The 25,389-nt window shown below is 64.1% G+C and carries 21 protein-coding genes; 10 read left to right on the top strand and 11 right to left on the bottom strand.

Features of this window, described 5'->3' with window-relative positions:
* Window position 1 precedes the first annotated feature (1 nt).
* Window positions 2-2,407 (top strand): CHAT domain-containing protein, encoded by a 2,406-nt coding sequence (locus EDC35_RS18020; RefSeq protein WP_243651781.1) that lies wholly within the window; start codon window positions 2-4, stop codon window positions 2,405-2,407.
* Between the two features lie 51 nt (window positions 2,408-2,458).
* Here the strand turns inward: EDC35_RS18020 and EDC35_RS18015 are convergent, their stop codons facing one another.
* The 10 genes from EDC35_RS18015 to EDC35_RS17965 all read right to left on the bottom strand — a co-directional run bounded on the left by EDC35_RS18015 (window position 2,459) and on the right by EDC35_RS17965 (window position 14,861).
* On the bottom strand, window positions 2,459-3,037 hold the full coding sequence (locus EDC35_RS18015; protein ID WP_132978647.1) for a hypothetical protein: 579 nt from the start codon (window positions 3,035-3,037) through the stop codon (window positions 2,459-2,461).
* Complete coding sequence (locus EDC35_RS18010; RefSeq protein ID WP_243651778.1) at window positions 3,034-4,131, bottom strand: OmpA family protein; 1,098 nt, start codon at window positions 4,129-4,131, stop codon at window positions 3,034-3,036. Before EDC35_RS18010 ends, EDC35_RS18015 begins: the two co-directional genes overlap by 4 nt.
* Before the next feature lie 18 nt (window positions 4,132-4,149).
* Window positions 4,150-4,758, bottom strand: a complete 609-nt coding sequence (locus EDC35_RS18005; protein WP_132978646.1) for a histidine phosphatase family protein — start codon at window positions 4,756-4,758, stop codon at window positions 4,150-4,152.
* A 3-nt stretch (window positions 4,759-4,761) separates the two neighbouring features.
* Window positions 4,762-6,963: a tRNA(Met) cytidine acetyltransferase TmcA gene (locus EDC35_RS18000; protein ID WP_132978645.1), complete on the bottom strand. Its 2,202-nt coding sequence runs from the start codon at window positions 6,961-6,963 to the stop codon at window positions 4,762-4,764.
* Between the two features lie 193 nt (window positions 6,964-7,156).
* A complete protein-coding gene (proB, locus tag EDC35_RS17995; protein ID WP_132978644.1) occupies window positions 7,157-8,281 on the bottom strand; it encodes a glutamate 5-kinase in 1,125 nt (374 codons plus the stop codon).
* A gap of 13 nt (window positions 8,282-8,294) precedes the next feature.
* Complete coding sequence (gene cgtA, locus EDC35_RS17990) at window positions 8,295-9,416, bottom strand: Obg family GTPase CgtA (RefSeq protein ID WP_132978643.1); 1,122 nt, start codon at window positions 9,414-9,416, stop codon at window positions 8,295-8,297.
* Window positions 9,417-9,704: 288 nt separating this feature from the next.
* Window positions 9,705-9,962 (bottom strand): 50S ribosomal protein L27, encoded by a 258-nt coding sequence (gene rpmA, locus EDC35_RS17985; RefSeq protein ID WP_132978642.1) that lies wholly within the window; start codon window positions 9,960-9,962, stop codon window positions 9,705-9,707.
* A 13-nt stretch (window positions 9,963-9,975) separates the two neighbouring features.
* On the bottom strand, window positions 9,976-10,290 hold the full coding sequence (rplU, locus tag EDC35_RS17980; protein WP_132978641.1) for a 50S ribosomal protein L21: 315 nt from the start codon (window positions 10,288-10,290) through the stop codon (window positions 9,976-9,978).
* A gap of 304 nt (window positions 10,291-10,594) precedes the next feature.
* Complete coding sequence (locus EDC35_RS17970; protein WP_243651777.1) at window positions 10,595-13,648, bottom strand: tetratricopeptide repeat protein; 3,054 nt, start codon at window positions 13,646-13,648, stop codon at window positions 10,595-10,597.
* The gene (locus EDC35_RS17965; protein ID WP_132978640.1) at window positions 13,638-14,861 is read right to left on the bottom strand and encodes a hypothetical protein; all 1,224 of its coding nucleotides are present in this window, start codon (window positions 14,859-14,861) and stop codon (window positions 13,638-13,640) included. The genes EDC35_RS17970 and EDC35_RS17965 overlap by 11 nt, the downstream gene beginning before the upstream one ends.
* Before the next feature lie 372 nt (window positions 14,862-15,233).
* On the opposite strand from EDC35_RS17965, the gene EDC35_RS17960 reads away from it, so the two are divergent.
* The 9 genes from EDC35_RS17960 to EDC35_RS17920 all read left to right on the top strand — a co-directional run bounded on the left by EDC35_RS17960 (window position 15,234) and on the right by EDC35_RS17920 (window position 24,261).
* Complete coding sequence (locus EDC35_RS17960) at window positions 15,234-16,268, top strand: amino acid ABC transporter substrate-binding protein (RefSeq protein ID WP_132978639.1); 1,035 nt, start codon at window positions 15,234-15,236, stop codon at window positions 16,266-16,268.
* 230 nt (window positions 16,269-16,498) lie between these two features.
* Entirely contained in the window at window positions 16,499-17,839 is a 1,341-nt protein-coding gene (locus EDC35_RS17955) for an ArsB/NhaD family transporter (RefSeq protein ID WP_132978638.1), read from the top strand.
* 286 nt (window positions 17,840-18,125) lie between these two features.
* On the top strand, window positions 18,126-19,529 hold the full coding sequence (gene hutW, locus EDC35_RS17950) for a heme anaerobic degradation radical SAM methyltransferase ChuW/HutW (protein ID WP_132978637.1): 1,404 nt from the start codon (window positions 18,126-18,128) through the stop codon (window positions 19,527-19,529).
* A 10-nt stretch (window positions 19,530-19,539) separates the two neighbouring features.
* Window positions 19,540-20,049 (top strand): heme utilization cystosolic carrier protein HutX, encoded by a 510-nt coding sequence (gene hutX, locus EDC35_RS17945; protein WP_132978636.1) that lies wholly within the window; start codon window positions 19,540-19,542, stop codon window positions 20,047-20,049.
* A gap of 205 nt (window positions 20,050-20,254) precedes the next feature.
* Window positions 20,255-21,172 carry an SDR family oxidoreductase gene (locus EDC35_RS17940; RefSeq protein ID WP_132978635.1) on the top strand — a complete coding sequence of 306 codons (918 nt, stop codon included), beginning with the start codon at window positions 20,255-20,257 and terminating at the stop codon, window positions 21,170-21,172.
* Window positions 21,173-21,185: 13 nt separating this feature from the next.
* On the top strand, window positions 21,186-21,509 hold the full coding sequence (hmuQ, locus tag EDC35_RS17935; RefSeq protein WP_132978634.1) for a heme-degrading protein HmuQ: 324 nt from the start codon (window positions 21,186-21,188) through the stop codon (window positions 21,507-21,509).
* Entirely contained in the window at window positions 21,499-22,371 is an 873-nt protein-coding gene (locus EDC35_RS17930; protein ID WP_165903480.1) for a heme/hemin ABC transporter substrate-binding protein, read from the top strand. The genes hmuQ and EDC35_RS17930 overlap by 11 nt, the downstream gene beginning before the upstream one ends.
* Window positions 22,364-23,452, top strand: coding sequence for a FecCD family ABC transporter permease (locus EDC35_RS17925; RefSeq protein ID WP_132978632.1), 1,089 nt, complete (start codon window positions 22,364-22,366; stop codon window positions 23,450-23,452). Before EDC35_RS17930 ends, EDC35_RS17925 begins: the two co-directional genes overlap by 8 nt.
* A complete protein-coding gene (locus EDC35_RS17920) occupies window positions 23,449-24,261 on the top strand; it encodes a heme ABC transporter ATP-binding protein (RefSeq protein WP_132978631.1) in 813 nt (270 codons plus the stop codon). Before EDC35_RS17925 ends, EDC35_RS17920 begins: the two co-directional genes overlap by 4 nt.
* 536 nt (window positions 24,262-24,797) lie before the next feature.
* Here the strand turns inward: EDC35_RS17920 and EDC35_RS17910 are convergent.
* Complete coding sequence (locus EDC35_RS17910; RefSeq protein ID WP_132978630.1) at window positions 24,798-25,094, bottom strand: hypothetical protein; 297 nt, start codon at window positions 25,092-25,094, stop codon at window positions 24,798-24,800.
* Between the last annotated feature and the right edge of the window lie 295 nt (window positions 25,095-25,389).

The raw sequence follows: 25,389 nt of genomic DNA, 5'->3' as shown, positions 1-25,389 counted from the left end.
CATGGTGATGCAGAGCGGTCGATTCCTGATCCTGGGGCTGGGTCTGAGCCTGGGGCTGGTCTGTGCGGCACAGGCGGCGCAGACATGCAACGCACCCGGCCGCGTCTCGTATCCGGCAAACGGCGAACAGTCCAGGGCGCTCGCCGCCTGGACAACGACCATCGAGCGCCGGGGCGCGCCCGCGACCGAGATCATCAAGGCACGCATCCGGCGTGGCGAGACCTATCGGGCGCTGGGGCGTTACCCGGATGCCGAGGCCGATCTGAAGCAGGCGGTGCAGGCGGCGCGCGCCCATGACCATGCCCTGCTGCAGGCGGTGGCGACGCAGGCGCTGGGACAGGTTCATGCGCAGCAGGGGCGCAACCGCGAGGCCGAGGAAGAGCTCCGCGATGCGCTCGCGCAGGCCCGGCGGCTCGACAGTCCGACCCTGGCCGCCGCCAGCGCCAACGGCCTGGGCAATGTGCTGCTGCAACAGGGACGCACCACTGAAGCCGCCACGCTCTACCGTCAGGCGCTCGAACAGGCGCGCAGGGCCGATGATCCGGGACTGATGGCGACCGTCCATATCAATCTGGCGCGACTCGATCCCGGTCAGGCATGGCGTGAACTTCAGGCCGCCCGGAACGCGACGGCGCGGGTGTCCTCGCCTGCCGAACAGGCGGAACTCCTGCTCAGCCTGGCCGTGCAGGCGCGTCAGATGTCAGGCGCTCCGGGACAGACGCTGGCCCGCGCGAGTCTTGAGACCGCCGCGGACCTCGCCAGAGCCGAGCGGCTGGGACGGGTCGAATCGCAGGCGCTGGGTCAGTTGAGCGAGCTGGCCGCCGCGTCGGGACGCGCGACCGAGGCGCGCCATCTGACCGAACGGGCGATCCAGGCCGCGCCGGTCGATGCCTATGATCTGCGCTATCGGTTGGAATGGCGTCTGGGTCAACTGCTGCGCGAGGCAAACGACCGTCCACGCGCCATCGCCGCCTATCGGCGCGCGGTCGATCATCTCCAGCGCATCCGTACGGACATACCGGTCGACTACGCCGAGGGTCGTTCCTCCTTCCGCGAGACCTTGGCGCCGCTCTATCTGGGTCTGGCCGATCTGCTGTTGCTGGACGCCGCCGCGACGGGCGACGCGACGCGGACGCAGAGTCTGCTGCGCGAGGCCCGCGACACCGTGGAGCAGATCAAGCTCGACGAGCTGCGCGACTATTTCCGCGATGCCTGCATCCAGCCGCTGCGCAAGGAGATCGAGTTGCTCTCGCCACGCGCCGCCGTGCTCTATCCGGTCATCTTCGCGGATCGGCTGGAGATCCTGGTGAGTATCGGCCAGCGTCTTTATCAGGCGACCACGCCGGTCGCGCGCGATGAGCTGATCATGGCCGCCGAGATCCTGGCGCTCAAGCTGCGTTACGACCAGCCCGCCGACGAGGAGTCCGCACAGCTCTATCGATGGCTGGTGGCGCCGATCCAGGCGTGGCTGGATGAACGTCAGGTCGATACCATCGTCTTCGTTCCCGATGGTCCGCTGCGCGCCGTGCCCCTGAGCGCTCTGCGTCAGGATGGTCGCTATCTGATTGAGCGTTATGCCGTGGCGACCGTGCCCGGATTGAAGCTGCTGCAACCCGATGTGCTCGCCAAAACCCGGCTGACGACTCTGCTCGCCGGACTCAGCCATCCCGGCCCGGTGGTCGATGACCTGCCGCGCTGGTGGGTGGATGCGCTGGTCCAGCAGCATCGCGGACGCGGCGCGCGCGGGGCATCAGACACTGACCGGCGCGGGGTCTCGGTCGGCGTGCGGGGAGCCTCGGAAGGCGAGCGCGATACGGTCAGGCCGCTGCGCGCGGCCCGAACCGAACAGATTGAGGCGCTGTCGCTCCCCGGCGTCGCGGTGGAGATCGATCAGTTATCTCAGCGGCTGCCGGGGCGCGCCCTGCGCGATCAGGAATTCGTCCTGAACCGCTTCGTCCAGGAGGTCGCCGACCAGCCCTATCGGGTGGTGCACATTGCCTCGCATGGGCTCTTCCAGGGACCGCCGGAGGAGAATTTCATCGTCACTTACGACCGCAAACTGGACATGAAGACCCTCGCAGCGGCGCTCAAGCCGAAGGAGCTGGCCCAACAGCCCATTGAGATACTGGTTCTGAGCGCCTGTCAGACGGCGGAAGGCGATGACCGCACCCCGCTGGGTTTGAGCGGTATCGCGATCCAGTCCGGTGCCCGCAGTGCGCTCGGCTCACTCTGGCCGGTCGGCGATCAGGCGACCCAGATTCTGATGCAGCATTTCTATGATCGGCTCAAGGAGCCGGGGATGAGCAAGGCGCGTGCGCTACAGGCCGCACAGCAGGCGTTGATTGCACGTGAAGGCTCTCATCCAGGGGATTGGGCGGCCTTCATTCTGGTCGGCAACTGGCTCTGAGCGGTTCTTGGTGTTGGACAGGATTGGCAGGATTTTCCAGGGGATCGCCACTCAGCGTCGCGCATCGAGTGCAACCTGAGAGATCCAGAGCAGCGCGGGTTCGTCGTCTTTTCCCAGTTCGCCGTCGCGGAAAAAGAGCGCACCATCCCGCACCGGCTCGGTGGCAACACCCAGATCATCCGCTGGCGCTGTGGGCCGCTGAACGGCGGCGTCACGGCCTGCGACCCGCTGTCGCACCCAATCCTGAATCGCCTGATGATAGGACTGGCGGTAGACGATCTTGGCAGCGGTCAGTCGCTCGCCGAGAAAAAACAGGGTCAGTGCAGAGGCCGGAATCTGATTGAATGAACCGATCTCAGCGCCGCAGAGCCGGTCGCCAAAGGGGTTCGCGCCCTCGGCGCACTGGAAGTTCAGTTTGGGGAAGGTCTCGCGGATCTTGATTTCAGTCAAACCACTGTGGAAGATATCCAGGGCCGGATTGAACTCGGGTTTGCCGAGGACGAACATCAGCGCCAGATCGGTGCGTTGCTGGCCGTCGTCGGTGAAGGCCAACCAGAAGAATGGCCCGAAGACGAGCGCCAGCATCAGCAGGGTCTTGTAGGTTTTGGGTAGCTTGAGATCGTTGTTCATCGCTGTATTGTACCGATAGGCGGCGGGCGATTGGGAATGGCCTGACGCGCATCCGGCGATGAACTGGAGACCATTTCGATCCGATGATTACGCGCGCGTCCGGCAGCGGTTGCGTTCGAGACCAGCGGCGAGAGCCCCGCGATTCCCGCCGGCGTCAGGCGCTCGCTGGCGATCCGATGGTCGCGCACCAATGCCTGCGCGACCTCCGCTGCGCGTCGTTGAGAAAGATTCAGGTCCGCTTGCAGCACGCCCGCATTGTCGGTGTGGCCGACCAGATAGACCTTCAGATCCGGCTGCTCGCGCAGCAGCCTGGCCATCGCCTCGAGTTGCGGGCGCGACGCCGGAAGGAGCCTGGACTGGCCGGCATCGAATTGGATCCCTTCGAGCACCACGCGCCCGGCCTCGGCGAGACCCTGCGCCAGTTTCTGAGCCAGTTGCGCGGCGTCCGGCAGCGCCGCGCCATCCGGCGCCGGTTTGGCGCGGATCTGTTCAACGAAGATGGCGACCCGCTCGCCGGCCTCGGAGTCGGCGTAATTATCCTGAAAGGCGGCGAAGACGAAGACATAGGAATCGGTGCCCGACTGGCTCAGACGCCCCGCCAGAATGTGCGGCTCGCGTACCGACTGCCCCGAATAGACGCTTTTGAGCAGATAGCTGTCGGTGAATTGATTGCCGTGGGCGGCGTCGGTATAAAAGGCCGCCACCTCTTTTCCGCATTCATCGAAACCCGAGCATTGAAAGAGCAATTGATAGCCCTGGCTGTCGAGCGTCTCCCGATAATGCCGGATGACCTCCAGTGATTTGGCAGGACGCGGAGCGAGATAGAGCAGACGGGTGCGCGGCCCCTCGACCTGTACGGATTGTTCCCAAAAGATGCGTCCGGCATTCCCTCCCCATTTGCCGGTCGGGATGATGCTCTGCTCGGACTCACTGACATGCTGACCGATCATGATCGAGTCGGCGAAACGCGGGATCCCCGCCGGATCGCGCGCACCGGGGAGATCCTGAGTCAGATCGACGGCGGACAACACCACGCCGGGCATGGATGCCAGAAACAAGAGGGTCGTCAGCAGGCGGCCAAAGTTGAACGGCATGTGCGATCCATCGGGGCGTCAATCAGACATTGAGGAGACGTCGGGGCATCGGCGCGCATCCAGTTCGAGCCACAACGACTCGCCGTTGCGGCGTTTCATGTCCAGCACGGCGGTGCGGGGCAACTGGCCGGCGTATCGCGTCACCACATCCATGACCCAGCCATGCGTGATCACCAGGACGCTGACGCCGGCATGCTGGTCCGCAATGTCGTGCAGGGCGTCCAGCACTCGGTCGGCGAAATGATCCATGCCTTCGCCCTGCTCGAATTCGCAGGCCGGGTTGCGCCGCAGGATTTCCTGATACAACTCAGGATGCGAGAGCGACAGATCGCGCTTGGGCATCCCTTGAAAGATACCGAAATGACGTTCTTTCAGACCGTCATGCGCCGTTGGCGGCGGCAACCCCCAGGCATTGGCGACGATTTCAGCCGTTTCCGCCGAACGTCGCAAGGGGCTGGTGCAGACCGCCGCAAAACCGACATCCGCCAGCGCCTGCGCCAGCTCCACGGCCTGTCGCCTGCCGGTGTCATTCAGCGCGACATCGATCCATCCCTGCAGGATGCCCATGATGTTCCAGTCGGTCTCGCCGTGGCGGGTCACGCAAAGTTTGGTTGGTTGGTTGTTCATCACCTATTCCATCATGCTGCGGATCACACCGCGTAGCCGGGTCAGGATCGCGTCACGCCCCTGACTACCGAACAATCGTATCAGTTCATGCATCGGACGGAACTGACGGATGGCGGCAATCAGCAGCGCGGCATCGTCCGGTGCAATGATGCCTGATTCAAGGGCGGGCTGGAGCCGGTCATGAACGAAATCGGTCAGCGCGGGCAATGTGGCCTCCAGCGTCCGGTGGCCGGCGGCAAAGGCGTTCAGTTCGTCCCGGCTCTCGTCTGGATCGCCATCGGCGCCCTCCCCCGTCTGTCCGGATGGCGCCGGAAGCGCACGCAGCAGGGCGACGACGATCACTGGATCGAGCGCGCGCAACGGCCCGGCGAGCAGGACCGGCAGGCGTCTGGCGAGTCGCCGTTGCGCCTGGGCTGCGAAACGGGCGCCGGTCTCGGTCGTGGCGTCGAGGACGACGGCGGCCTGTTCGCCGCTCGCGGCATTGCGGCTGGTGCCGATCTGTACCGGGCGATAGCCGCAGCGGCCCCAGAACGCCAGCAGATCGGGCGTGGCGCCGAAGCTGGCGCCGAGCAGATCGATTCCTTCGTCCAGCGCGTCCTGTCTGAGTCTGCGCAGCAGCATCCCGCCCAATCCACGACGGGAGAGCGCCGGATGCACGGCGATGCGGATCACTCGCAGATAGCGATAGCGCGGCGCATCCGCCAGACCGGCATGGGCCGAGAGCGTCTGTGGCAGCAGATGTCCGCGCGGGCGGCGGCGGCCCATGAAAATGGCCTCGCGCAACCCGGCATCCATGAAACCGCCTTCTTCGGCGGCAAGCAGTGTGGCAGCGACGTGCGCGCCGTGGCGCAGGACATAGACCCGCACATTGGGCCCGTCGAGCAGCATGCGCAGATCCAAAGGGCGGGTCTGATAATGCGCCAGCACCAGCAGGCCGAAGAGCTCGCGCAGGGTCGGTTCGTCCAGGGCGAGTTGATCGCGGTCGAGACGTTCCGCCCGGCAGGTGGACGGCATGGCCGTCGTCAGTTGCCCGGCGTCGGCTGGCGCGGCATCGAGCAGGAGTGCACGGAAACTGAGCGCCTCCAGCGGGTCGTCGGGCGCCCAGCGGATCGGGGTATCGAGCCTGAGCGCGCGCCAGTCTGGCGTCAGATGATCGAGGGTCGCGCGAAAGCGGATCTCGAAGCCGCGTCCGGTGCCTTCGTAGCCATGCACGGTGGTGGCGAAGACGATGCGCGGATACTGGACGAGCAGTCTTTCGAGCAACGGGGTCGGAATAGCGGCGGCCTCATCGACCAGCAGCAGGTCGGCAACGGGCGGATCGGCGACGATGGTATCCGGCGAGAGAAAGACCAATCGCTCCGTGCTCTTTGACTGCGATGCGGTCAGGGCTTCCGCATGCCGGAACAGTGACACGACTGCCGCGCGTCGGGGCGCCGTGACCAGAATCATTCGCTCCCCATCGATCAGCAACCGCCCGGCCGCCAGCCCCAGTGCCGCGCTCTTGCCGCGTCCGCGATGAGCGGTCAGGACCAGCGGACGCCGGGCGCGCCCGTGGGCGGTCTTGAGGATGGCCTCGACGGCGGCCGCTTGATCGGTCGTCTTAGCCCCTCTCCCCTCGCGGGAGAGGGGTTGGGGAGAGGGTGGAGAGCGGCCGGAATGACTCGTTTGTTTTTGTGCTGTTAGAAAGCGTTCAGCCCCCTTCCCACCGGCCCCCTCCCACCGGGGGAGGAGGAGAGGCTCAAACTGCTGAACCAGGTGGAGATGCGGATCGGCCAGCAGCACCCGGACCAATCGGGCCAGAAAGCGCCCGCTGACCGCATCCGCTGCATGGGGCCAGACCGCAATGCGTTCGGCCTCCGGGTCAGGTCGATGGGACCAGTTATCTAGAGGCGGCGTCAGGAGAATCAGCAGTCCACCGCCACGAATGGCGCCGGTCGCCGCGCCGAAGGCATCGGGATCGAATCCGCTGTGGGCGTCGTAGATCAACAGGTCCAGATCCTGCCCCAGTAACCCGATAGCATCGCGCAGGGGGTGCGTCTTTGGGGCCAGCGGGCGATGCGTGAGCCAGACCGGCGTCAGGTCGGGCCGTGCCGAGACGACCTCGCGTGCACGGGCAGCGGTCCAGTCGGCCTCGCCCGCGAGCAGCAGGATGGTGCGATGCTGGCGGAGAAGGCCAAGGCCCGCAGTGGTCGTGTCCCGATTCATGTGAAGCAGAGCTTCATCGCTGAGGTCACGAAGCTGGAGCTTCGTGACCAGAAAATGGACAGGATTAACAGGATTTCCCAGGATGGACAGGATTTTTCAAGTCATTGTTTTTAAAGCGCGCCGACTCCGACACCGCCTGAGTCAACCGGGGTCGATCCGATCCAAAAACATCGCATACCGTGTTGGGCGCGGTTTAAAGCAGGACCAGATTGTCGCGATGGATCAGTTCTTCGTCGTCGAGATAGCCAAGGATCGACTCGAAACGGGCCGACGACTGGCCCTTGATGCGGTTGGTGTCCTCGGCATCGTAATTGACCAACCCGCGCGCGACCTCCTGTCCGGCCTCGTCCACGCAGGCCACGACTTCACCGCGATTAAATGCGCCCTGTACGCCTTTGACCCCGACCGCCAGCAGGCTGGTGCCTTTGTCACGTAGCGCGCGCACCGCGCCGGCATCGAGGATCAGCCGTCCGCGCACCTGCAAATGACCGGCGAGCCACTGTTTGCGTGCGGCCTGCGGCTCCTGGCAGGGAATCAATAGGGTGCCGACCGGCTCGCCCAGACCGATGCGGCTCAGGACCGCTTCGCCACGACCGGGAGCGATGATGGTCGGCGTCCCGGAGCGCGCCGCGAGTCGCGCCGCGCGCACCTTGGTGACCATGCCGCCGGTGCCGAAGCCGGTGACGCTGCCGCCAGCGACCACGTCCAGTTGCGGATCGTTGACCCGGGTCGCGCTGATCAGCCGGGCATCGGGATGGCGGCGCGGATCCTGATCGAACAGACCATCCTGATCGGTGAGCAGGATCAGGAGATCGGCCTCGATCAGATTGGCGACCAGTGCGGCGAGCGTATCGTTGTCGCCAAAACGCAGTTCATCGGTGGCGACCGTGTCGTTCTCATTGATGACCGGCACCACGCCCAGCTTGAGCAGGGTGCGCAGGGTGCTGCGGGCATTGAGATAGCGGGCGCGGTTGGCGAGATCGTCGCGGGTCAGCAGCACCTGAGCGGTGTGCAGGCCATGCGCCTGAAAGCAGTCTTCGTAGGCCCGGATCAGACCCATCTGACCGATGGCGGCGGCAGCCTGGAGTTCGTGCAGGGTCTTGGGGCGCGCACGCCAGCGCATGCGGGCCATGCCTTCGGCCACCGCGCCCGAGGAGACCAGCACGATCTCGCGGCCAGCGGCACGATGCGCCGCCATCTGCTCGACCCAGGGGGTGAGCATGCCGCGTTCCAGACCCTGACCATCGCGGGTCAGGAGTGCGCTGCCGATCTTGACGACCCAGCGGCGTGTGTCGGGGATGGTATGGCGAGACATCATGGCGAGAAAAGAATCAGCCGAGCGGATGCCAGGGGCCGTCATCCGGCGCGGCTGGCATATCCCACTCGGAAAGGGTTGAATCCTGCCGAGCCGATGCCGCCAGGGGCACGGCCTCGGGGTCGAGCTTGAGCTGTTCGAGACGCTGCATCAGATCCTGGACCAGCTCGGTCGTACCCTGTCCGGTCAGCGCCGAGATGCTGTAAACCGGCCCCTGCCAGTCCAGACGCTCCAGAAGCTGCGCCCGGCGCGTCTGCGCGTCTTCGTCATCCAGCAGATCGGTCTTGTTCAGCACCAGCCAGCGTTCCTTGTCCAGCAGATCCTCGCTGAAGGCTGCCAGCTCGGTCTCGATCTTGCGCACCTGTTCGGCTGGATCGTCCTGTTCGTCGAGCGGGGCGAAATCGACCAGATGCAGCAGCAGACGGGTGCGCGAGAGATGTTTGAGAAACTGGATGCCGAGACCGGCGCCATCCGCCGCGCCTTCGATCACGCCCGGAATGTCGGCGATCACGAAGCTGCGATTCTGCCCGACACGCACCACGCCCAGATTGGGATAGAGGGTCGTGAAGGGATAATCGGCGACCTTGGGCCGCGCGCTCGACACCTGACGGATCAGCGACGACTTGCCGGCATTCGGAAAGCCGAGCAGCCCCACGTCGGCCAGCAGGATCAGCTCCAGTTGAAGGTCGCGGCGCTCGCCCGGCGTCCCCGGCGTGAACTGGCGCGGGGCGCGGTTGGTGCTGGACTTGAACCGCGCGTTGCCGATGCCGTGAAAGCCGCCCTGGGCCACCAGCAGACGCTGGCCCGGCTCCAGCAGCTCGCCGATCAGCTCGCCGGTCTCCTGTTCGAGCACCCGCGTCCCGACCGGCACCAGCAGGGTCAGATCCGGGGCGCTGCGTCCCCGCATGTCCTTGCTCATGCCGTTCTGGCCGCGTTCGGCGCGATGCACCCGCTGATAGCGGAAATCCACCAGGGTATTGATGTTGTTGTCGGCGAGCAGCCAGACGCTGCCACCATCGCCACCATCGCCACCATTGGGTCCGCCGAAGGGGATGTATTTTTCGCGGCGAAAGCTCACGCAGCCGCTGCCGCCATCGCCGGCCTCGACCCGAATCAATGCCTCGTCGACGAACTTCATGCTGCTGACCCGATACGCTAAACCGCGTCCAGTGCGATATGCGTAATTTTCAGTTTGTGTTTAGTTTTGGAGATGTCATCGACATCAGTGGAGACGCGGTTTAAAACTTTATATTTCTTAATATCTTAAACCGCGCTCCCGCGAATGGCCGTCGATTCTGCCAAGGCTGAATCAATCCTCAAAGATCACATACTGCATCAGGCGCGGTTTAAAACGAAAAAGCCCCGTCCGATAGACGAGGCTCCGCAGATACTGCCGATGCCTGACGCGCTCCCCTCAAATGGGGGATCAGAGGCTCTCGACCGTCACGAATTTGCGGTTTTTGGGGCCTTGCACCAGATACTTCACGATGCCATCGGTCAGGGCGAAGAGGGTATGATCGCGACCGCAACCGACATTGACGCCGTTGTGGAATTTGGTTCCGCGCTGGCGCACGATGATGCTGCCCGCCGTCACCTTCTGACCGCCAAAGACCTTGAGACCCAGTCGTTTGGATTCTGAATCGCGACCGTTGCGCGAACTACCGCCTGCTTTTTTATGTGCCATGGCTGATTGCTCCTCAACCGGCGCTGATGCTGGTGATCTTCAGCGCCGTGAACCACTGACGGTGGCCCTGATGCTTCAGATGATGCTTGCGCCGACGAAATTTGATGATCTTGACCTTCTTCGCGCGCCCATGGGATGCGACTGTCGCGGTCACCCGGCCACCGGCGAGATAGGGCGTACCGACTTTGACGGCATCGCCATCAGCCACCATCAAGATTTGGTCGAAGTCGATGCTCGCGCCTTCTTCAGCGGTCAGCTTTTCGACTTTGACGATGTCACCTTCGGAAACCCGGTATTGTTTGCCACCGGTTTGAATGACCGCGTACATGTCTGCAATCCCCAGGACTATGTTCGGAGTAGCCGACGCTCCGCGCCGGAACAAAGAAGCGGAAGGGTACTGCTAAAAAGGGCAAGGCGTCAATCATGAAAAGCGATCCAATTCATCCGAAACCCGTGACCGTCTCGAACGCCATGTCCGAGCGCGAGGCTTGAAGGCAGGATTTGTGCAGGCGCTGTTCGATGAGAGCCTGGAGCTTGGAGCCTGGCGATGATCGTCGCCGGTTCACCAGCGGAAACCCGGATCTCGATCATTTCTTTCAGCGTTTTGCGGGGCAGAATCACCTTGGCGTGACCTACCCTGCTCTCAGCGCTTCGGGCGAGGATTCCAGGCCGAACACCTGCTCCAATAGCCTGCGCTCTTCCTGATTCAGATCCAGCAGGATGCCCGGATCGGTGCCGCCGGCCTTCAGGAAGTCGATGCCGGTGCGGAAGAGACGCAGCGGCAGCCGGAAGGCGTCGATGTCCTTGCCTGCTTCTTCCCAGGCGGCGGCCCAGGTCTCCAGGTTGTCCGGGCTGGGGAGTTTTTCCGTGTCGGCATGGAGCCTGCCCAGATGTCGCGTGAGCGCTTCGCCAAGCTGGGTGATGGCGTCGGCATCGCGGTAGACCTCGAACAGACTGCGGGTGCGCTCGCGCCGGATTGCGGGTTGCAGGGTGCTATCGAAGAAGGCGCTGATGATGTTCGTTGAGTCGCCTTGATAGGCTGGCGCGGCGTTGATGCCCTCCCGCAGGCCATCTCCCAGCGCGACCATTGCGACATCCCAGCGCCCCGTTGCGATATGGAGCATGGCCAGCGCGAGGCAGGCATCGACGCGACGTTCGAGAGGTGCGCCTATTAATCTGGAGACGGCCTCCAGATCCCGCTGGGACTGCTCCAAGTCGTTCAACTTCCAATAGGTCATAGCCCGATTGACGAGCGCTCGGGTGGCCCACTCGACGGGGGCTTGCGGTAATTCGATCACGGCGCTGTAGTCGGCAATGGCCTTGTCGCTGTCGCCGCACTGCCCGTAGATTCTTCCCCGGTTGATGAGCGCCCGAGCGATTCCCTCGACGGGAGCCTGTGGTAGCTCGACCACAGCACTGTAGTCGAGAATGGCCTTATCGCTGTCGCCGTGCTGCCCGTAGATCACGCCCCGATTGAAGAGAGCCCGGCTGATCCACTCGACGGGAGCCTGCGGTAGCTCGATCACGGCGCTGTAGTCGGCAATGGCTTTGTTATTGTCGCCGCACTGCCCGTAAGTCGCGCCCCGATTGACGAACGCTCCGGCGATCCACTCGGCGGGGGCTTGCGGTAGCTCGATCACAGCGCTGTAGTCGGCAATGGCTTTGTCATTGTCGCCGCGCTGCCCATAGGTCACGCCCCGGGTGACGAGCGCCCGGGCGATCCACTCGACGGGAGCCTGTAAGCGATCGATCACGGCGCTATAGTCGGCAATGGCTTTGTCCTTGTCGCCGCGTTGCCCGTAGGTCATACCCCGGTTGACTAGTGCCTGGGCGACCAGCGTGATGGGAGCCTGTAGTCGATCGATCACAGCGCTGTAGTCGGCAATTTCCTTGTCGCTGTCGCTGCGCTGCCCGTAGGTTACTCCCCGGTTGATAAGTGCCTTGGCGATCAGCGCGACAGGAGCCTGTGGTAGATCGATCACGGCGCTGTAGTCGGCAATTTCCCTGTTGCTGTCGCCAAGCTGCCAGTAGAGCGCGCCTCGGTTGACGAGCGCCCCAGCGATCTCCTCAACGGAGACCGACGGCAAAGCCAGCAGCGCATCAAGCGCGTTTTTCGCCAGAACCAACTCGCCTTGCTTGTAGTAAATTTCGCCAGCGAGATTCAGTGCCCGTGTCTTGACCTCGATGGACTGCCCGCTATTCACCCCGGCAATCTCATCGAGTATCCGCAGCGCCTCGGCATCCTCGCCCTTGGCCCAATGCCCGCAGGCCAGGGCCAGCTCCTCTGATTGCTCGGCACAGGCTTCGATCAGCGGACCCCATTGCGCCCGTCCCGCCTCGTCCAGCTCCGCATTGAATGCATCCACCAACAACCGCGCACGCAGATTGCCCTTGGCTTGATTGGCCTCGATGGCGGACGCGAGATAGACCCGCGCCAGGCGGTCGGTCCTGTCGTCGGAGAGCCTGGCGTTCAGCTCATGGCCGTCGTACCAGACGCGCAGAAAATCCACCAGCACCCGCAACGGTCCCTGATTCTGGTTCTCCTTGATCTCGACGCAGATGCGCATCATGGGCTCGGCGATCTCGTACAGCGATTCGCGCCCGCGCTGTGCGGACTGGACATAGCCCTTGCCGCGCAGATCCTTGAGCTGGCTGGAAACGGTCTGCTGGGTGGCGAAGAGTCGGCGGGCGATCTGCTTGACCGGGGTGGGGCGGTCCTGGGTGCAGAGGAATTCGACGATCTTGCGCTGCTGCGCCGGCAGCCAGCGGATGCGCTCCTGATAGTAGGGCGTCATTTCATCGACCATCTTGGCGAAAGGCTCCACCAGTGCCTGGATGCTGTCGCGATTGATGAACTGGGACAGGACGATGTAGATCCGATGGTTGCCGCCGGAGAGGTGATGCAGGGCGCGGATGCGCGAACGGCCGGTGGCGCTGTCGAGAAAGGCGATCACATCGCTCTGACCATTGAGCCGGGCGATGTTGCGGAGCAGTTCGCGGGCCTGCTCCAGGGACAGTGGTTTCAGGTATTCAGTCTGGAAGAAGCCGAAAAAGGCGCTCTGGCGCCTGGCGATGTCATCGATCAGACGCTGGGCGGTCGTCACCATGGACAGCACCGGATGCTCCTGGATGAAGGCCCGGAGTTTCTGCTGGCCGGTCTGACCCAGTCCCTCGAAGAGTGCGTCGAGGTTTTCCACGACGACCAGCAAGGTACGATCCAGCAGGGTCTTGAGCAGGAGTTGGGCGAGTGCGTTTTCGGCATCCTCGGGCGTCAAATCGAACAGGGGTTCCAGCGCGTCGGGAGTGAATTCATCGGGATAGCGCTTGTTCAGAGCCTCGTAGATACGGCGCAGCAGCTCCAGCAGGCTGGTGCTGGTCTCGTCCTCGTTGAGCCAGGCGATGCGCAGACGCTTATCCAGGGTGCGATCCTGTCCCAGCCGATGCACCAGCAGCGTGACCAGATGGGTCTTGCCGGTGCCGCGCGGCCCGACGAACAGGAGATGGTGCTTGTTGCCCGTGGTGGCGCTTTCATGCGCCCGTTCGACGGCATCGGCGAGTAGTGCCTGACGCTGCACCGTGATGGCCTCCAGATCCTCCGGCGCGGTGCGACTGGGGGTGAAGACGGAGAGAAAGGCGCGGTCCTTCATGGTGGGATGAATAGGCTCATGTGTGATCTCAGAGTCCACGCGCCAGCCGCCACCAGCGTTGCAGCAGCGGAAAGCGGAACCGGTAGCTGCCAGCGGCGTCGCGCGACAGATAGTGGTCCTGCTCCATGAGTCGGAGCAGGTCGATGAGCCGGTCGCGATCGTCCAGAGTGCCGGCGGCCCGACCTTCGGCCAGCAGATCGTTGATGGAGAGTGCAACGGGTGTTGCGTCTGCGGCACGGGCGGCGAGGCCGTCGAGGATGCCGAGCACTGCCTGTTCGGAGTCGCTGCCGTAGTAGATCGGGATACGCTCGCGGTAGTGGCTCAGTTCCCAGGGATCGTTGGGGTCAAGCAATTGTTGCGCAACGACCTGCTCGACCAGCGCCGGATCGGCGCCCGTAGCCGACGTCAGCGCGGCCTGTTTCAGTGCCTTGACGATGTGGTGAATGTAGAAGGGAAAGCGGTCGGCGAGCCGGGCGACGGCGTCCGCAGTGTCTGAATCCGAATCTGAGGAACGGGAGATGCGGACTCGCTCGCCCTCGATCAGACGGGTCGCCAGCTCCCGCGCTGGCCCTGCGTCCAGCGACGGCACTTCCAACGGGTAAGTATCGTTGAGCGGAGAGTTGGCATAATTCTGCCGCTTGAGGCCGGCGATGACATGATGGAGACCGATCGACCCCGTCAGCACCATGCGCAGACCGGCCGTACGGTGGGTCTGGCGAAGCGCGCGCAGGTTGTCCAACACGGCCATGGCGACCGGCTCGCCTTCCTGCCTGCGGATGCTGTCGAGCATGAAGGGCACTTCGTCCCAGAGGAAGAGCGGGCGCTTATCGAGACGTTCTAGCTCCTCGACCAGATCCTGGATGACGAGACTCAGGATGTCCTGCCAGGGTGTGTCGGCCACCATTTTCGGGAGTTTGAGCACCCCGCCGACCTCGATACCACCGAGGGATTTGAGAAAATCCTTGCTCCGTCGGGCGAATCGCTTATGCAAGGACAGGAACCGATTCACCTCCTGGTAGACCGAAAGCGCGAATTCCCGCGCGCTGTGATAACGCTCCAGATCCTGAAAGATGGGCACCCAGCCAGGCCGTGGTTCGGCGCGCAACTTGCGGATGATGGTGGTCTTGCCGATGCGCCGCTCGGCGGTCATGCGAATGGATTGCTGCTCCAGCGTGTCCCAGATCTGCCCGATCAGTTGGTCACGCCCGACGACCTCCGCGAGGTCGATCTGCCCGCCCGGATTTGCCTTCATGCCGAGATCCCTGCGTCATCATTATGATACCCAAATCATACGCCAGAATCGTCGTGCGTCAAATATAACGTATGTTTCAAAGCGCATTCCGGTTTCAGGCCGGAAGGTGACGCAACCGGCCTGTCATGCGCAGACCGTCGCGCCCTGACGACCGGAACCTTCCCTGCCCTGCTGGCGCTCTGGCATGTTGACGGACTGCCGCCATCTCCTCGAAAGGAGCAGATATTTCCGCTATGGCGCGATGTAGAATCCCTGCGTGACCGGCTGAAGCCCTGATTCCTGCGGGCGCTGCCGCCAATGTCACCGGCTGCCAGCACAGGATTCTCCATCAAACCGCCCGCACCTCATGCAACCATCAGGAATCCCGCGACCATGAACCGACCGCCTTCCTTCCTTGCATTGATTCTGGTCGCCCTGACGGCGCTGCCGACTATGGCTGGCGAGACGCTGGAGACCGTCAAATCGCGCGGGATGCTGCGCTGCGGCGTGAGCGAGGGCATCGCCGGGTTCTCGCAGCCGGACGCCGACGGGCGCTGGCAGGGACTCGACGCCGATTTCTGCCGCGCGGTCGCCGCCGCAGTGCTGGGCGATGGCGAGCGGGTGGAATTCGTGCCGCTCCAGGCCGCCGCCCGTTTTCCCGCCCTGCTGGGGCGCAAGATCGATCTGCTGTCCCGCACCACAACCTGGACCCTCAATCGCGAGGCGATTCTCGGGCTCCAGTTTCCCGGCATCATCTTCTACGACGGACAGGGCTTTCTGGTGCCAGCGGCGGCAGGCATCCAGTCGCCGAGTCAGTTGCACGGCAAGATCATCTGTCTGGAGAAAGGCACCAACCATGAGCGCAATCTCGCCCGCTACGCCTATCTGAAAAAACTGACCTTCACGCCGCTGGTGCTCGATTCGCTGCACACGGCAGCGGACGCACTCTTCGCCGGACGCTGCGCCGCCTACACCGGGGACGCCGGTCAACTGGCCGCCACCCGCCTGCGGGCACCGGGCGGCGCGGACGCCTTCGTCATCCTGCCGGAACGCATTTCCAAAGAACCGCTGGCCCCGGTCATTCTCGAAGGTGACAGCCAGTGGACGACGATCATCCGCTGGGTTCTCTTCTCGCTGATCCGGGCCGAAGAATACGGGGTCACCCGCGACAACGTGGACGCCCTGTTCGACGACGACACCGCCACCCTGGGCCGCCAGTTTGCCTTTCTGACCAAGGAAGAAAAACGGCTGCTGGGCAATGCGATGAGTCTGACGCCCGGCTGGGCAATGCGCGCGATCAAGACCGTGGGCAACTACGGCGAGATCTACGAGCGCCACCTTGGCCGCGCCAGCCCGCTGCACATCGAGCGCGGGCTCAACCGGCTCTGGACCGAGGGCGGGCTGATGTATGCCCCGCCCCCCGATTAGAACGAAAATTCAGACAGGATTAAACCGCGCCCGGTGCGGTATGTGATATTTGAGGATTGAGTCGGCCTTGGCAGAATCGACGACCGTTCGAGCGAGCGCGGTTTAAGATATTAAAAAATCTAAATTTTAAACCGCGTCTCCACTGATGCCGATGACATCTCCAAAGCTAAATACAAATTGAAAATGACGCATATCGCGCTGGACGCGGTTTAGCGCACTGGACCGCCGCCATGACTGACTTCCAAATCTACCTGACCGTCGGCATCTTCGCCGGGGTCATCCTGCTGATCGCCTTCGATCTGCTCGACATGACGCTCGCCGCCCTGCTCGGCGTCTGTCTGCTGCTGGTGCTGGGGCTGCTCGACCGCGCCGACATCATGGACGCGATGGCGACTGCTGGCGGTCCGCTGGCGCTGTTGTTCGGCGGCATGGTCGTGGCGCGGGTGCTCGCCAGCACCGGACTCTTCGACTGGCTCGGCGAACGATTCCTGCGCGCCACTGGAGGCAGCGGCAAACGCTTCCTGCTCCTGCTGGTCGCCCTGACCGCACCGGTATGCGCCTTTCTGCCCAACGCCACGACCGTGATCCTGCTGGCGCCCGTAATCATCCGCGTGGCGCAGGCGCTCAAGGTGGATTTCGTGGGTCCGTTGATCCTGACCGCCATCGTCAGCAACTCGGCGGGCATGCTGACACTGGTGGGCGATCCTGCAACCTTTCTGGTCGGCAACGCCATCGGTCTGTCATTCGGCGACTATCTGCGCACCGTGAGTCTGGGCGGTCTGCTGGCGGTGCTCATCATCGTGCCGCTGCTGCCATTGCTGCTGCGCGCGATCTGGACCGCGCGCCTGACCCTGCCCGATACCACGCCCCACACCGTCATCCAGCGTCCCGGCTTCGCCACCTTCGCCCTGCTGGCGCTGGGCGTCATGATCGCCCTGTTCCTGATCGGCGAAAACCTGCCCCACCGGATCGTTCCGCCAGCGGTGGCCATCATCGGTGCCACGCTGGCCCTGCTGGCGGTCTATGGGGCGCGCATCGAGCCGGTGGACGCGGTGCTGCGCGACGTGGACTGGAAGACCCTGATCTTTCTCGGTGCCATTTTCGTGCTGGTACAGTCCTTCACCAAAACCGGACTTCTGCAAGGTCTGTCGGTGCAGCTTGATGGCTGGTTCGGCGCCAATCTGACGCTGGTGGCGCTGCTGCTGCTGACTGGCATCGGTGCGCTGTCGAGCCTGCTCGCCAATATCCCGGTCGTGGCGGCGGCGCTCGTCATGGTCCAGGGCTATCTGGTGGTCGCCGAGCTGGTGCCCGAAATCGCGCTGGCCTCCGGCTTCGCCGACTGGCCCGCCGCAACCCTCCCGGTCTTCATCGCCATGATGTTCGGCGCGACACTGGGCGGCAACGCCACCCTGGTCGGCGCCTCGGCCAACATCGTCGCCGTCGGCATCTGCGCCAACGCCGGCAAGCGGGTGAGCTTCATGCGCTGGGTCCGCTATGGTCTGCCCATCACGCTCGCGCAATTAAGCATGGGAGCGGTCTATGTGCTCGTTCTGACCCGGCTCCAGGGTTGAACGCACGGGGATGAATCACCCGGCGTGCGTCTGACCCACAGGATCAGATCGATTCGCTGTCGTTGTCGTAATCGAAGATTCGCAAGCCGATTACGACAACGACCATGATCGGGGACGGTCTCGGAATCTCTGCACGGCTGCACATGCAGCATTGCCGGGGGGCTGCGAATTTTGCAAATAAGAATGATTTTTGTTATTTTGCGAAATACGCAGTCCACAACCGGAATGGCGGGACCAGCCGCGTGCGGCGGATCCCGAGAACCCTGACGCGAGACTCGATCAACGCATGACGCACAGCCGCTCGATGGAACCGCCCGCCTGGAAGCCAATCGATGCCTTCTTTGCGCGCGAAAGTGAGAGCCCCCTGACAGACGCCTTCGCAGGGCGGCGCGCGGTGCATCCCTTCGTCGGGATGTCGCCGGTGCCGGAGCAGGAATGGATGTCTGTCTGGAGCGAGATGACCGCTGGCGCGCGTTCGGGAAAATCGGTCGCCTACATCCATGTGCCCTTCTGCGAGAACCACTGCCTTTTCTGCAGCTTCTACCAGAACGCCTGGCACGCGCCGCTCGGGGGGCGCTATGTGGACGTGCTGGTGGATCATCTGCGGCGCGACCGTGACCGGCCCTATCAGGCCGTCGGTTCCATCCATGCCGTCTATTTCGGGGGCGGCACCCCGACGCTGCTGTCGGCCCCGGATCTCGCGCGTGCGGTCGAGGCGGTGCGCGAGCATCTGCCGCTGGCGCCGGATTGCGAGATCACGCTGGAGGGACGGGCGCAGGATCTGACCCCGGACAAAGCCCGGGCGGTCTTCGATGCGGGCGTCAACCGGCTCTCGATCGGGGTGCAGAGCTTCGATGACGGAGTCCGTCGCCGTCTGGGCCGCAAGACCGCGCGGGCGGATCTGATCCGTCGTCTTGAGGATCTGATGGCGGCGGATCGCGGTGCAATCGTCATCGATCTGATCTTCGGTCTGCCGGGTCAATCGCTCGCGGTCTGGGAGTCGGATGTCCGCACGGCGCTCGGCATGGGCCTGGATGGGGCGGATCTCTATGCGCTCAAGCTCATGCCGCAGACGCCGCTCGGGAGTGCGACCCGCGCCGGAAAGCTCGATCCCGCGCCGGTGGAGTCGCATGGAATGTACTACGCGCGCGGGGCGGAGCTGATGGCAGAGGCGCGCTGGAAATCCCTGTCGTCCAGTCACTGGCGCAGCGGAACCCGTGAACGCAACCTCTACAACCTAGAGCTGAAGGCCGGCGCCAACTGTCTGGCCTTCGGTGCGGGCGCGGGCGGCTTTCTGGCCGGCTGCTCTTACCGCACGCTGGCGGACCTGACCGAATACGCCGACTGCGTGCGGCAGGATCGGCCACTGCTCGGCGGTCTCATGCGCCAGTCGCCCCATCACCGCCTGTTCAACTTCATCAAGGGCAGCCTGGAGCGCGGTCGGCTGGACCGGTCGGCCCTCGCCGAACGGCTCGGGACCGCCACAGGGCTCGATCTGGACCGCATTGCCGGTCCACTGTTCGCGCAATGGGAACAGGCGGGACTCATCGCCATCGACGGGCGCTGGCTCGACCTCACCCTGGCGGGCCGCTTCTGGCAGGTGACGCTCACCCAGAGTCTGCTTGAGTGGCTGGAGCAGTGTATCCGCAAGAACCACGCCCCGGCGGACCAGCCCGCCGCACTCGCCTGAGGAACGACCGATGACGCTGACCGACACACTGATCGATGCGATTCGCACCGCGCTGCATGCCAACCCCGGCGCGGTGCTGGAGGATCTCGCCAGAGAGCATGGCGTGACCACGCGCGATGTCCTCAGCCTGCTGCCCGCATCCGAAGCCGTCCTGATCGGCGGCGACCGGTTTGCAGAGGTGATGCAGGAGATGACGACCTGGGGCGAGCTGACCCTGCTGGTCAACACCGGCGATGTCATCCTTGAGGCCAAGGGACCGCTGCCCGAGGGCAGTCTGGCGCAGGGCTATTACAACCTGCATGGCAAACCGATCAGCGGTCATCTCAAGGCCGCCAACTGCGATCTCATCGCCTTCGTCTCGCGCAAGCTGTTCAGTTCCGACACCCACTCGGTGCAGTTCTACAACCATCAGGGTGATTGCATGTTCAAGGTCTACCTGGGTCGCGACGCCCAGCGCCAACTCATACCCGAACAGATCGAACGCTTCAGGGCGTTTCGGGGACGACTGACGACTTCTTAGGCGATTTCCTGAAAACAATCTACCCACTAAGAGGTCGTGAATGGACAGGATTCACAGGATTTTTCAAGATTGACAGGATGAAAAAACAATGGCTTGTCTCCTGTAAATCCTGCGAAATCCTGCGAAATCCTGTTCATCCTGTCCATTTGGAGCCTTGACTCTGGTAGACACTTTCCCGGAAACCACCTTAAAGAGCACTTGAAATATGACGACTCCATCGCTGTTCTGCTTCGGTCTCGGTTACACGGGCGTTCGTCTGGCGCGGGCCGCAATCGCGCGCGGCTGGTCTGTCGCGGGAACCTGCCGCGATGCCGGAAAGGCGGCGACCCTGTGTGCACTGGGCATGCGGACGATTCCCTTCGACGGGACACACGCCAGCGCCGAGGTGCAGGACGCGCTGGGTCAGGCCACACATCTCCTCAGCTCCATCCCGCCCGACGCGGATGGCGATCCGGTGCTGCGTCTCCACACGACTGACCTGGAGACGCTGGCCGGTTCACTGCAATGGCTTGGCTATCTCTCGACCACCGGCGTCTATGGCGACTGCGACGGTGACTGGATCGACGAGGACCGCACGCCGAAGCCGGCGACGGTCGAAAACCAGCGCCGTCTGGACGCCGAGGACGACTGGCTGGGACTTGGGGCACGGATGGCAACGCCCGCGCAGGTCTTCCGGCTGCCGGGGATCTACGGACCCGAGGGACGCAACGTCATCGACTCGCTGGAAGCGGGCCGTGCCCGGCGCATCGTCAAGCCCGGTCAGGTCTTCAACCGTATCCACGTCGATGACCTCGTCGCTGTCCTGCTGGCTGCGCTGGAGCGCCCGCATGCCGGGCGGATCTATAACCTGTCCGATGACGAGCCCGCCCCGGCGGACGAGGTGCTGTGCCATGCCGCCGCACTCATGGGCATCGAGCCGCCACCGGCTGAACCCTTCGAGGAGGCCGGACTCTCGCCGTTCGCCCGGCACTTCTATGCCGAGTGCAAGCGTGTCTCCAACCAGCGCATCAAGCAGGAGCTGGGAGTGCACCTGCGCTATCCGACCTATCGCGAGGGACTGCGCGCCATCGCGGAGGCGCGCGCCGCAGCCGGGACACCCGCATCAGTAGAACCACAAACCTGAGGAGCCAGACGCCATGTACATCGCCATGAACCGCTTTCGCATCAACCACGGCTTCGAGGCCGATTTCGAGCGTCTCTGGCGCGAGCGCGAGTCCCATCTCTCGGAGCTGAACGGCTTCATCGCCTTCCATCTGCTCAAGGGCGCGGACGACGGCGAGTGCACCCTCTATGCCTCGCACACGATTTGGTCGAGCCACGCCGACTTCGCGGCCTGGACCCAGTCCGAACAGTTCCGCAGCGCCCATGCTCAGGCCAAGACGCCCAAGGGAACCTATGCCGGTCATCCGGTCTTCGAGGGGTTCGAGGTGCTGCTGGAGGAGCGGAAGGATGCGTCCTGAACCGCTCGCGGCGCTCGTCCTGACGCTGTCCCTGGCGACAGGCGCGGCGCTGGCTGCCGAACGGCTGGTGTCGGTGGACGGCGCCATCACCGAGATCGTCTACGCCCTGGACCAGGGCGCACGACTGGTCGGCGTCGATACCACCAGCACCTATCCGCCCGAGACGAAGTCGCTGGCGAGCGTCGGCTACAAGCGCGCACTCTCGGCCGAGGGGCTTTTGAGTCTCTCGCCGGATCTGGTGCTGGCGACCGACGACGCGGGACCGCCCGAGGTGCTGGATCAGATCCGCTCCGCCGGGGTCGAGGTGCGGCAGGTTCCGGACGCGGCGACGCTGGACGGGCTGCGCGAGAAGATCGGCGCGGTTGCCGCCGCGCTGGATGCCGGGGACCGGGGCGAGACCCTGAATGCCCGCATCGATCTGGAGCTGAAGCAGCTTGAGCAGAGGCTCGGTCAGATCGAAAGCCGTCCGCGCGTGCTCTTCCTCATGGTCGTCGGCTCGGGCATCGACCACTCCGCCGGACGGGGCGCGCCGGTCGATACCCTGATCTGGCTCGCGGGCGGCGAAAACGTGCTGCATGAGACGGTCGTGGACTACAAACCGCTGAGTCCGGAGGCGGCGCTTGCCGCCGCGCCGGACGTGATCCTGGTCTCCGACCGCGCACTGAAAGACCTGAACGGCATCGACGGCGTACTCGGTCGCGCCGGACTGGCCGCGACACCGGCCGGACAGGAGCGGCGGGTGATCGCACTCGACAACACACTGCTGTTCAACTTCGGACCACGCCTCGCTCAGGCGGCTGAGGAGCTGGCGCGCCAGCTCGGCACCTTCAGGGATCCCGAGGTCGCCAAAGCCGGTGACTAGTCTCGCGCTGGCCCCCACGGCGATTGCGGGTCTGCTGCGCCGCCAGCAACGGCAGCACTGGACCCTGCTCGCGCTCTTCGTGCTGATGCTGGCGGTCGCGGTGCTGTCGGTCGCAATCGGACCCGTCACCATCCCGCCGGGCGAGGTGCTGCGGGTGATCGCCGCCAGCCTGGGCCTGCCGGTCGGAGAGATCGCCCCCCAGCACGCTGCGGTGATCGAGACCATCCGCCTGCCGCGCACCCTGCTCGGGCTGCTGGTCGGCGCCGCGCTGGCGGTGGCGGGGGCGGCCATGCAGGGGCTCTTTCGCAACCCGCTGGCCGATCCGGGGCTGATCGGGGTGTCGGCGGGCTCCGCGCTCGCGGCGGTCAGCATCATCGTGCTGGGCGGACAGGGGCTGGGCTTCCTGACCGCCGCGCTGGGTGCCTTCACCCTGCCGCTGGCGGCCTTCGCCGGGGGTCTGCTCACCACGCTGGTGGTCTACCGGCTCGCCAGCCGCGAGGGTCACACCTCGGTCACGACCCTGCTGCTCGCCGGGATCGCCATCAACGCGCTCTGCGGCGCCGGCACCGGGCTCCTGACCTATGTGGCCGACGACCAGCAACTGCGCAACCTCACCTTCTGGAGCATGGGCAGTCTGGGCGGCGCGACCTGGAGCCAGGTCGGCAGCGTCGCGCTGCTGATCGCCCTGCCGCTCTGCGCCCTGCCGCTGCTCGCGCGCACCCTGAACGCCCTGCTGCTCGGCGAGGCCGAGGCGGGACATCTGGGGATCGCGGTCCAGCGAATGCAGCGGATCATCGTCACACTCGCCGCCCTCGCGGTGGGCGCGGCGGTCGCGGTCAGCGGTCTCATCGGCTTCATCGGACTGGTGGTGCCGCATCTGCTGCGACTGGCCCTGGGGCCGGATCACCGCTTTCTGCTGCCGGGCTCGGCCCTGCTTGGCGGCAGCCTGCTCCTGCTGGCCGATCTGCTCGCGCGCACCCTGGTGACGCCCGCCGAGCTGCCGATCGGCATCCTCACGGCGCTGCTCGGCGGCCCCTTCTTCCTGGCCCTTTTGATGCGTCGGCGCGGGGTGGCGGCATGAGCCTGGAGGCACATGGGCTGCGACTGATCCGCAACGGGCGCGCACTGATCGACGGGGTCAGTTTCAGCCTGCATCCGGGCGAGGTGCTGGTCATCCTGGGCGCCAACGGGGCCGGCAAATCGACCCTGCTGCGCTGTCTGAGCGGCGAGCTGACGCCGGACGCAGGCGAGATCCGGCTGAACGGCGTCCCGCTCGGGCGCTGGTCCGCCGCAGACTGCGCCAGACGCCGCGCCACCCTACCGCAACAGAGCCCCCTGAGCTTCCCCTTCACCGCGCTGGAGGTCGCCGCCATGGGTCGTATCCCGCACGGCGATCCGGGAGCCAGCGACACCCGGATCGCCGTCGAGGCGCTGGCGGCTGCCGAAGTGGCGCACCTGGCCGAGCGGCGCTACACCACGCTCTCCGGCGGCGAGCGCCAGCGGGTGCATCTGGCGCGCATCCTGGCCCAGCTCTGGACCCCGCTGCCGGACGACGAACCGCGCTATCTGCTGCTCGACGAGCCCACCGCCAGCCTCGATCTGGCCCATCAGCACGCCACACTCGACCTCGCGCGGCGCTGGACCGACCGCCGCATCGGCGTGCTGGTCGTCCTGCACGATCTCAACCTGGCGGCCCAGTACGGCGACCGCATCGCGCTCATGAAGGCCGGGCGTCTGCTCGCCGTGGACCGCCCGCAGGTGGTTCTGGAGCCGGCGAACATCGAGCATGTCTTTGGCCTGCCGGTGCGGGTCATCCCGCATCCGGAGCTGGATTGTCCGCTGGTGATTGCGCGGCAGGCGTCCGCGCAGGGCTTCCGGGCATGCCGGTGAAGGATGATCCTCGGGGTTCTGCGTCTCGCCCGCCCCAATCTTTTGAGCGAACGGATCTTGAGCTGGAGATCGAGCGACACGCCGATGAACTGCGCATTCGACCCGCGCGCCGGTCATTGGCGGGCGTATTGACCAGGTTTGCCCGATTCTCCGCTGACTTCATGGCGAATGGACGCGGCGAACAGGAACAGGATGAGCGGGATCGTCTCTGATGCCGCGCTATATGCTTTTGGATTCAGACAGGATTAACAGGATTTCGGCTCATTCCCACGCTCCTGAGATTGGGCAAGTATTCCCTGTAGGCTGGGTTGAGGAACGAAACCCAGCATCCGTCGCCCCGTAAGCCGCTGAAATGCTAGGGTTTTCAAGCTCACCCCAGCCTACGACAATCGGCCGTTGAATGGCAGATGCGAATACTTGCACAGCCTCTCCTGCGTGGGAATGCCGTCGTACCGCTCTAGCGGTGCGTATCGGTGACGCGACGCCAGAGCGTCGCGACTTGCTCCCACGCCGGAGCGTCGGAGCCAGAGGATAACTTATATAATTTCATGTATTCTAAGGTAAATATTCCCCGTTTCGGCAGCCTTGCGGCGTTTTCTCAGAAGTAATTGCACAAGATCTATGCGGCCTTCCAGAACCGCCATAAGATCGCTGCCGTCCATAAGTATCAAAAGCCTCCTGCCTGATGAATGTGCTGTAACTGCATCCTCGGAAAACCCGTTTATTGATAGAAAAAGACCGAGAGTATTTTCAAGTTTTCGTGACAACTTACCCGCCATTCCATCTAGATCATTTGCTGCCACTAGACTCTGTTGCCATTTAGCTTCAAGCAAATAGTCAGTTCCTTCAAAACTAAACGCCCCATCGATTTGCTCTCCAGCGATACGAAACGAAGCCTTTGGATCAAGATCGAAAATATTGAAAAGACCTTTTAGTATCTTTTCTAGACTAAATCCCCTTTGCTGAGGATTGTCCGAACTAACGAGATCAAAAAACTCCTTTTTTAATTGCTCAAGCTCTTGCTGAATGGCATTTATACCGAGCTAATACCAATTTTTTGTCGACTCACTCACCGACAATGGCGAAGTTTTCCGTCAGCAACGATCGTAGATCACCACGATATTGGTT

Source organism: Thiobaca trueperi, assembly GCF_004342175.1.
GTDB classification, from domain to species: Bacteria; Pseudomonadota; Gammaproteobacteria; order Chromatiales; family Chromatiaceae; genus Thiobaca; species Thiobaca trueperi.
The sequence above is the reverse complement of the archived record's forward strand: the minus strand, read 5'-3'. Positions and strand labels throughout refer to the sequence as shown.

What these genes read in the sequence shown, in the direction of transcription:
- EDC35_RS18020 (WP_243651781.1), top strand. Translation starts at nt 2, where the DNA reads ATGGTGATGCAGAGCGGTCGATTCCTGATCCTGGGGCTGGGTCTGAGC.
- EDC35_RS18015 (WP_132978647.1), bottom strand. Translation starts at nt 3,037, where the DNA reads ATGAACAACGATCTCAAGCTACCCAAAACCTACAAGACCCTGCTGATG.
- EDC35_RS18010 (WP_243651778.1), bottom strand. Translation starts at nt 4,131, where the DNA reads ATGCCGTTCAACTTTGGCCGCCTGCTGACGACCCTCTTGTTTCTGGCA.
- EDC35_RS18005 (WP_132978646.1), bottom strand. Translation starts at nt 4,758, where the DNA reads ATGAACAACCAACCAACCAAACTTTGCGTGACCCGCCACGGCGAGACC.
- EDC35_RS18000 (WP_132978645.1), bottom strand. Translation starts at nt 6,963, where the DNA reads ATGAATCGGGACACGACCACTGCGGGCCTTGGCCTTCTCCGCCAGCAT.
- proB (WP_132978644.1), bottom strand. Translation starts at nt 8,281, where the DNA reads ATGATGTCTCGCCATACCATCCCCGACACACGCCGCTGGGTCGTCAAG.
- cgtA (WP_132978643.1), bottom strand. Translation starts at nt 9,416, where the DNA reads ATGAAGTTCGTCGACGAGGCATTGATTCGGGTCGAGGCCGGCGATGGC.
- rpmA (WP_132978642.1), bottom strand. Translation starts at nt 9,962, where the DNA reads ATGGCACATAAAAAAGCAGGCGGTAGTTCGCGCAACGGTCGCGATTCA.
- rplU (WP_132978641.1), bottom strand. Translation starts at nt 10,290, where the DNA reads ATGTACGCGGTCATTCAAACCGGTGGCAAACAATACCGGGTTTCCGAA.
- EDC35_RS17965 (WP_132978640.1), bottom strand. Translation starts at nt 14,861, where the DNA reads ATGAAGGCAAATCCGGGCGGGCAGATCGACCTCGCGGAGGTCGTCGGG.
- EDC35_RS17960 (WP_132978639.1), top strand. Translation starts at nt 15,234, where the DNA reads ATGAACCGACCGCCTTCCTTCCTTGCATTGATTCTGGTCGCCCTGACG.
- EDC35_RS17955 (WP_132978638.1), top strand. Translation starts at nt 16,499, where the DNA reads ATGACTGACTTCCAAATCTACCTGACCGTCGGCATCTTCGCCGGGGTC.
- hutW (WP_132978637.1), top strand. Translation starts at nt 18,126, where the DNA reads ATGACGCACAGCCGCTCGATGGAACCGCCCGCCTGGAAGCCAATCGAT.
- hutX (WP_132978636.1), top strand. Translation starts at nt 19,540, where the DNA reads ATGACGCTGACCGACACACTGATCGATGCGATTCGCACCGCGCTGCAT.
- EDC35_RS17940 (WP_132978635.1), top strand. Translation starts at nt 20,255, where the DNA reads ATGACGACTCCATCGCTGTTCTGCTTCGGTCTCGGTTACACGGGCGTT.
- hmuQ (WP_132978634.1), top strand. Translation starts at nt 21,186, where the DNA reads ATGTACATCGCCATGAACCGCTTTCGCATCAACCACGGCTTCGAGGCC.
- EDC35_RS17930 (WP_165903480.1), top strand. Translation starts at nt 21,499, where the DNA reads ATGCGTCCTGAACCGCTCGCGGCGCTCGTCCTGACGCTGTCCCTGGCG.
- EDC35_RS17920 (WP_132978631.1), top strand. Translation starts at nt 23,449, where the DNA reads ATGAGCCTGGAGGCACATGGGCTGCGACTGATCCGCAACGGGCGCGCA.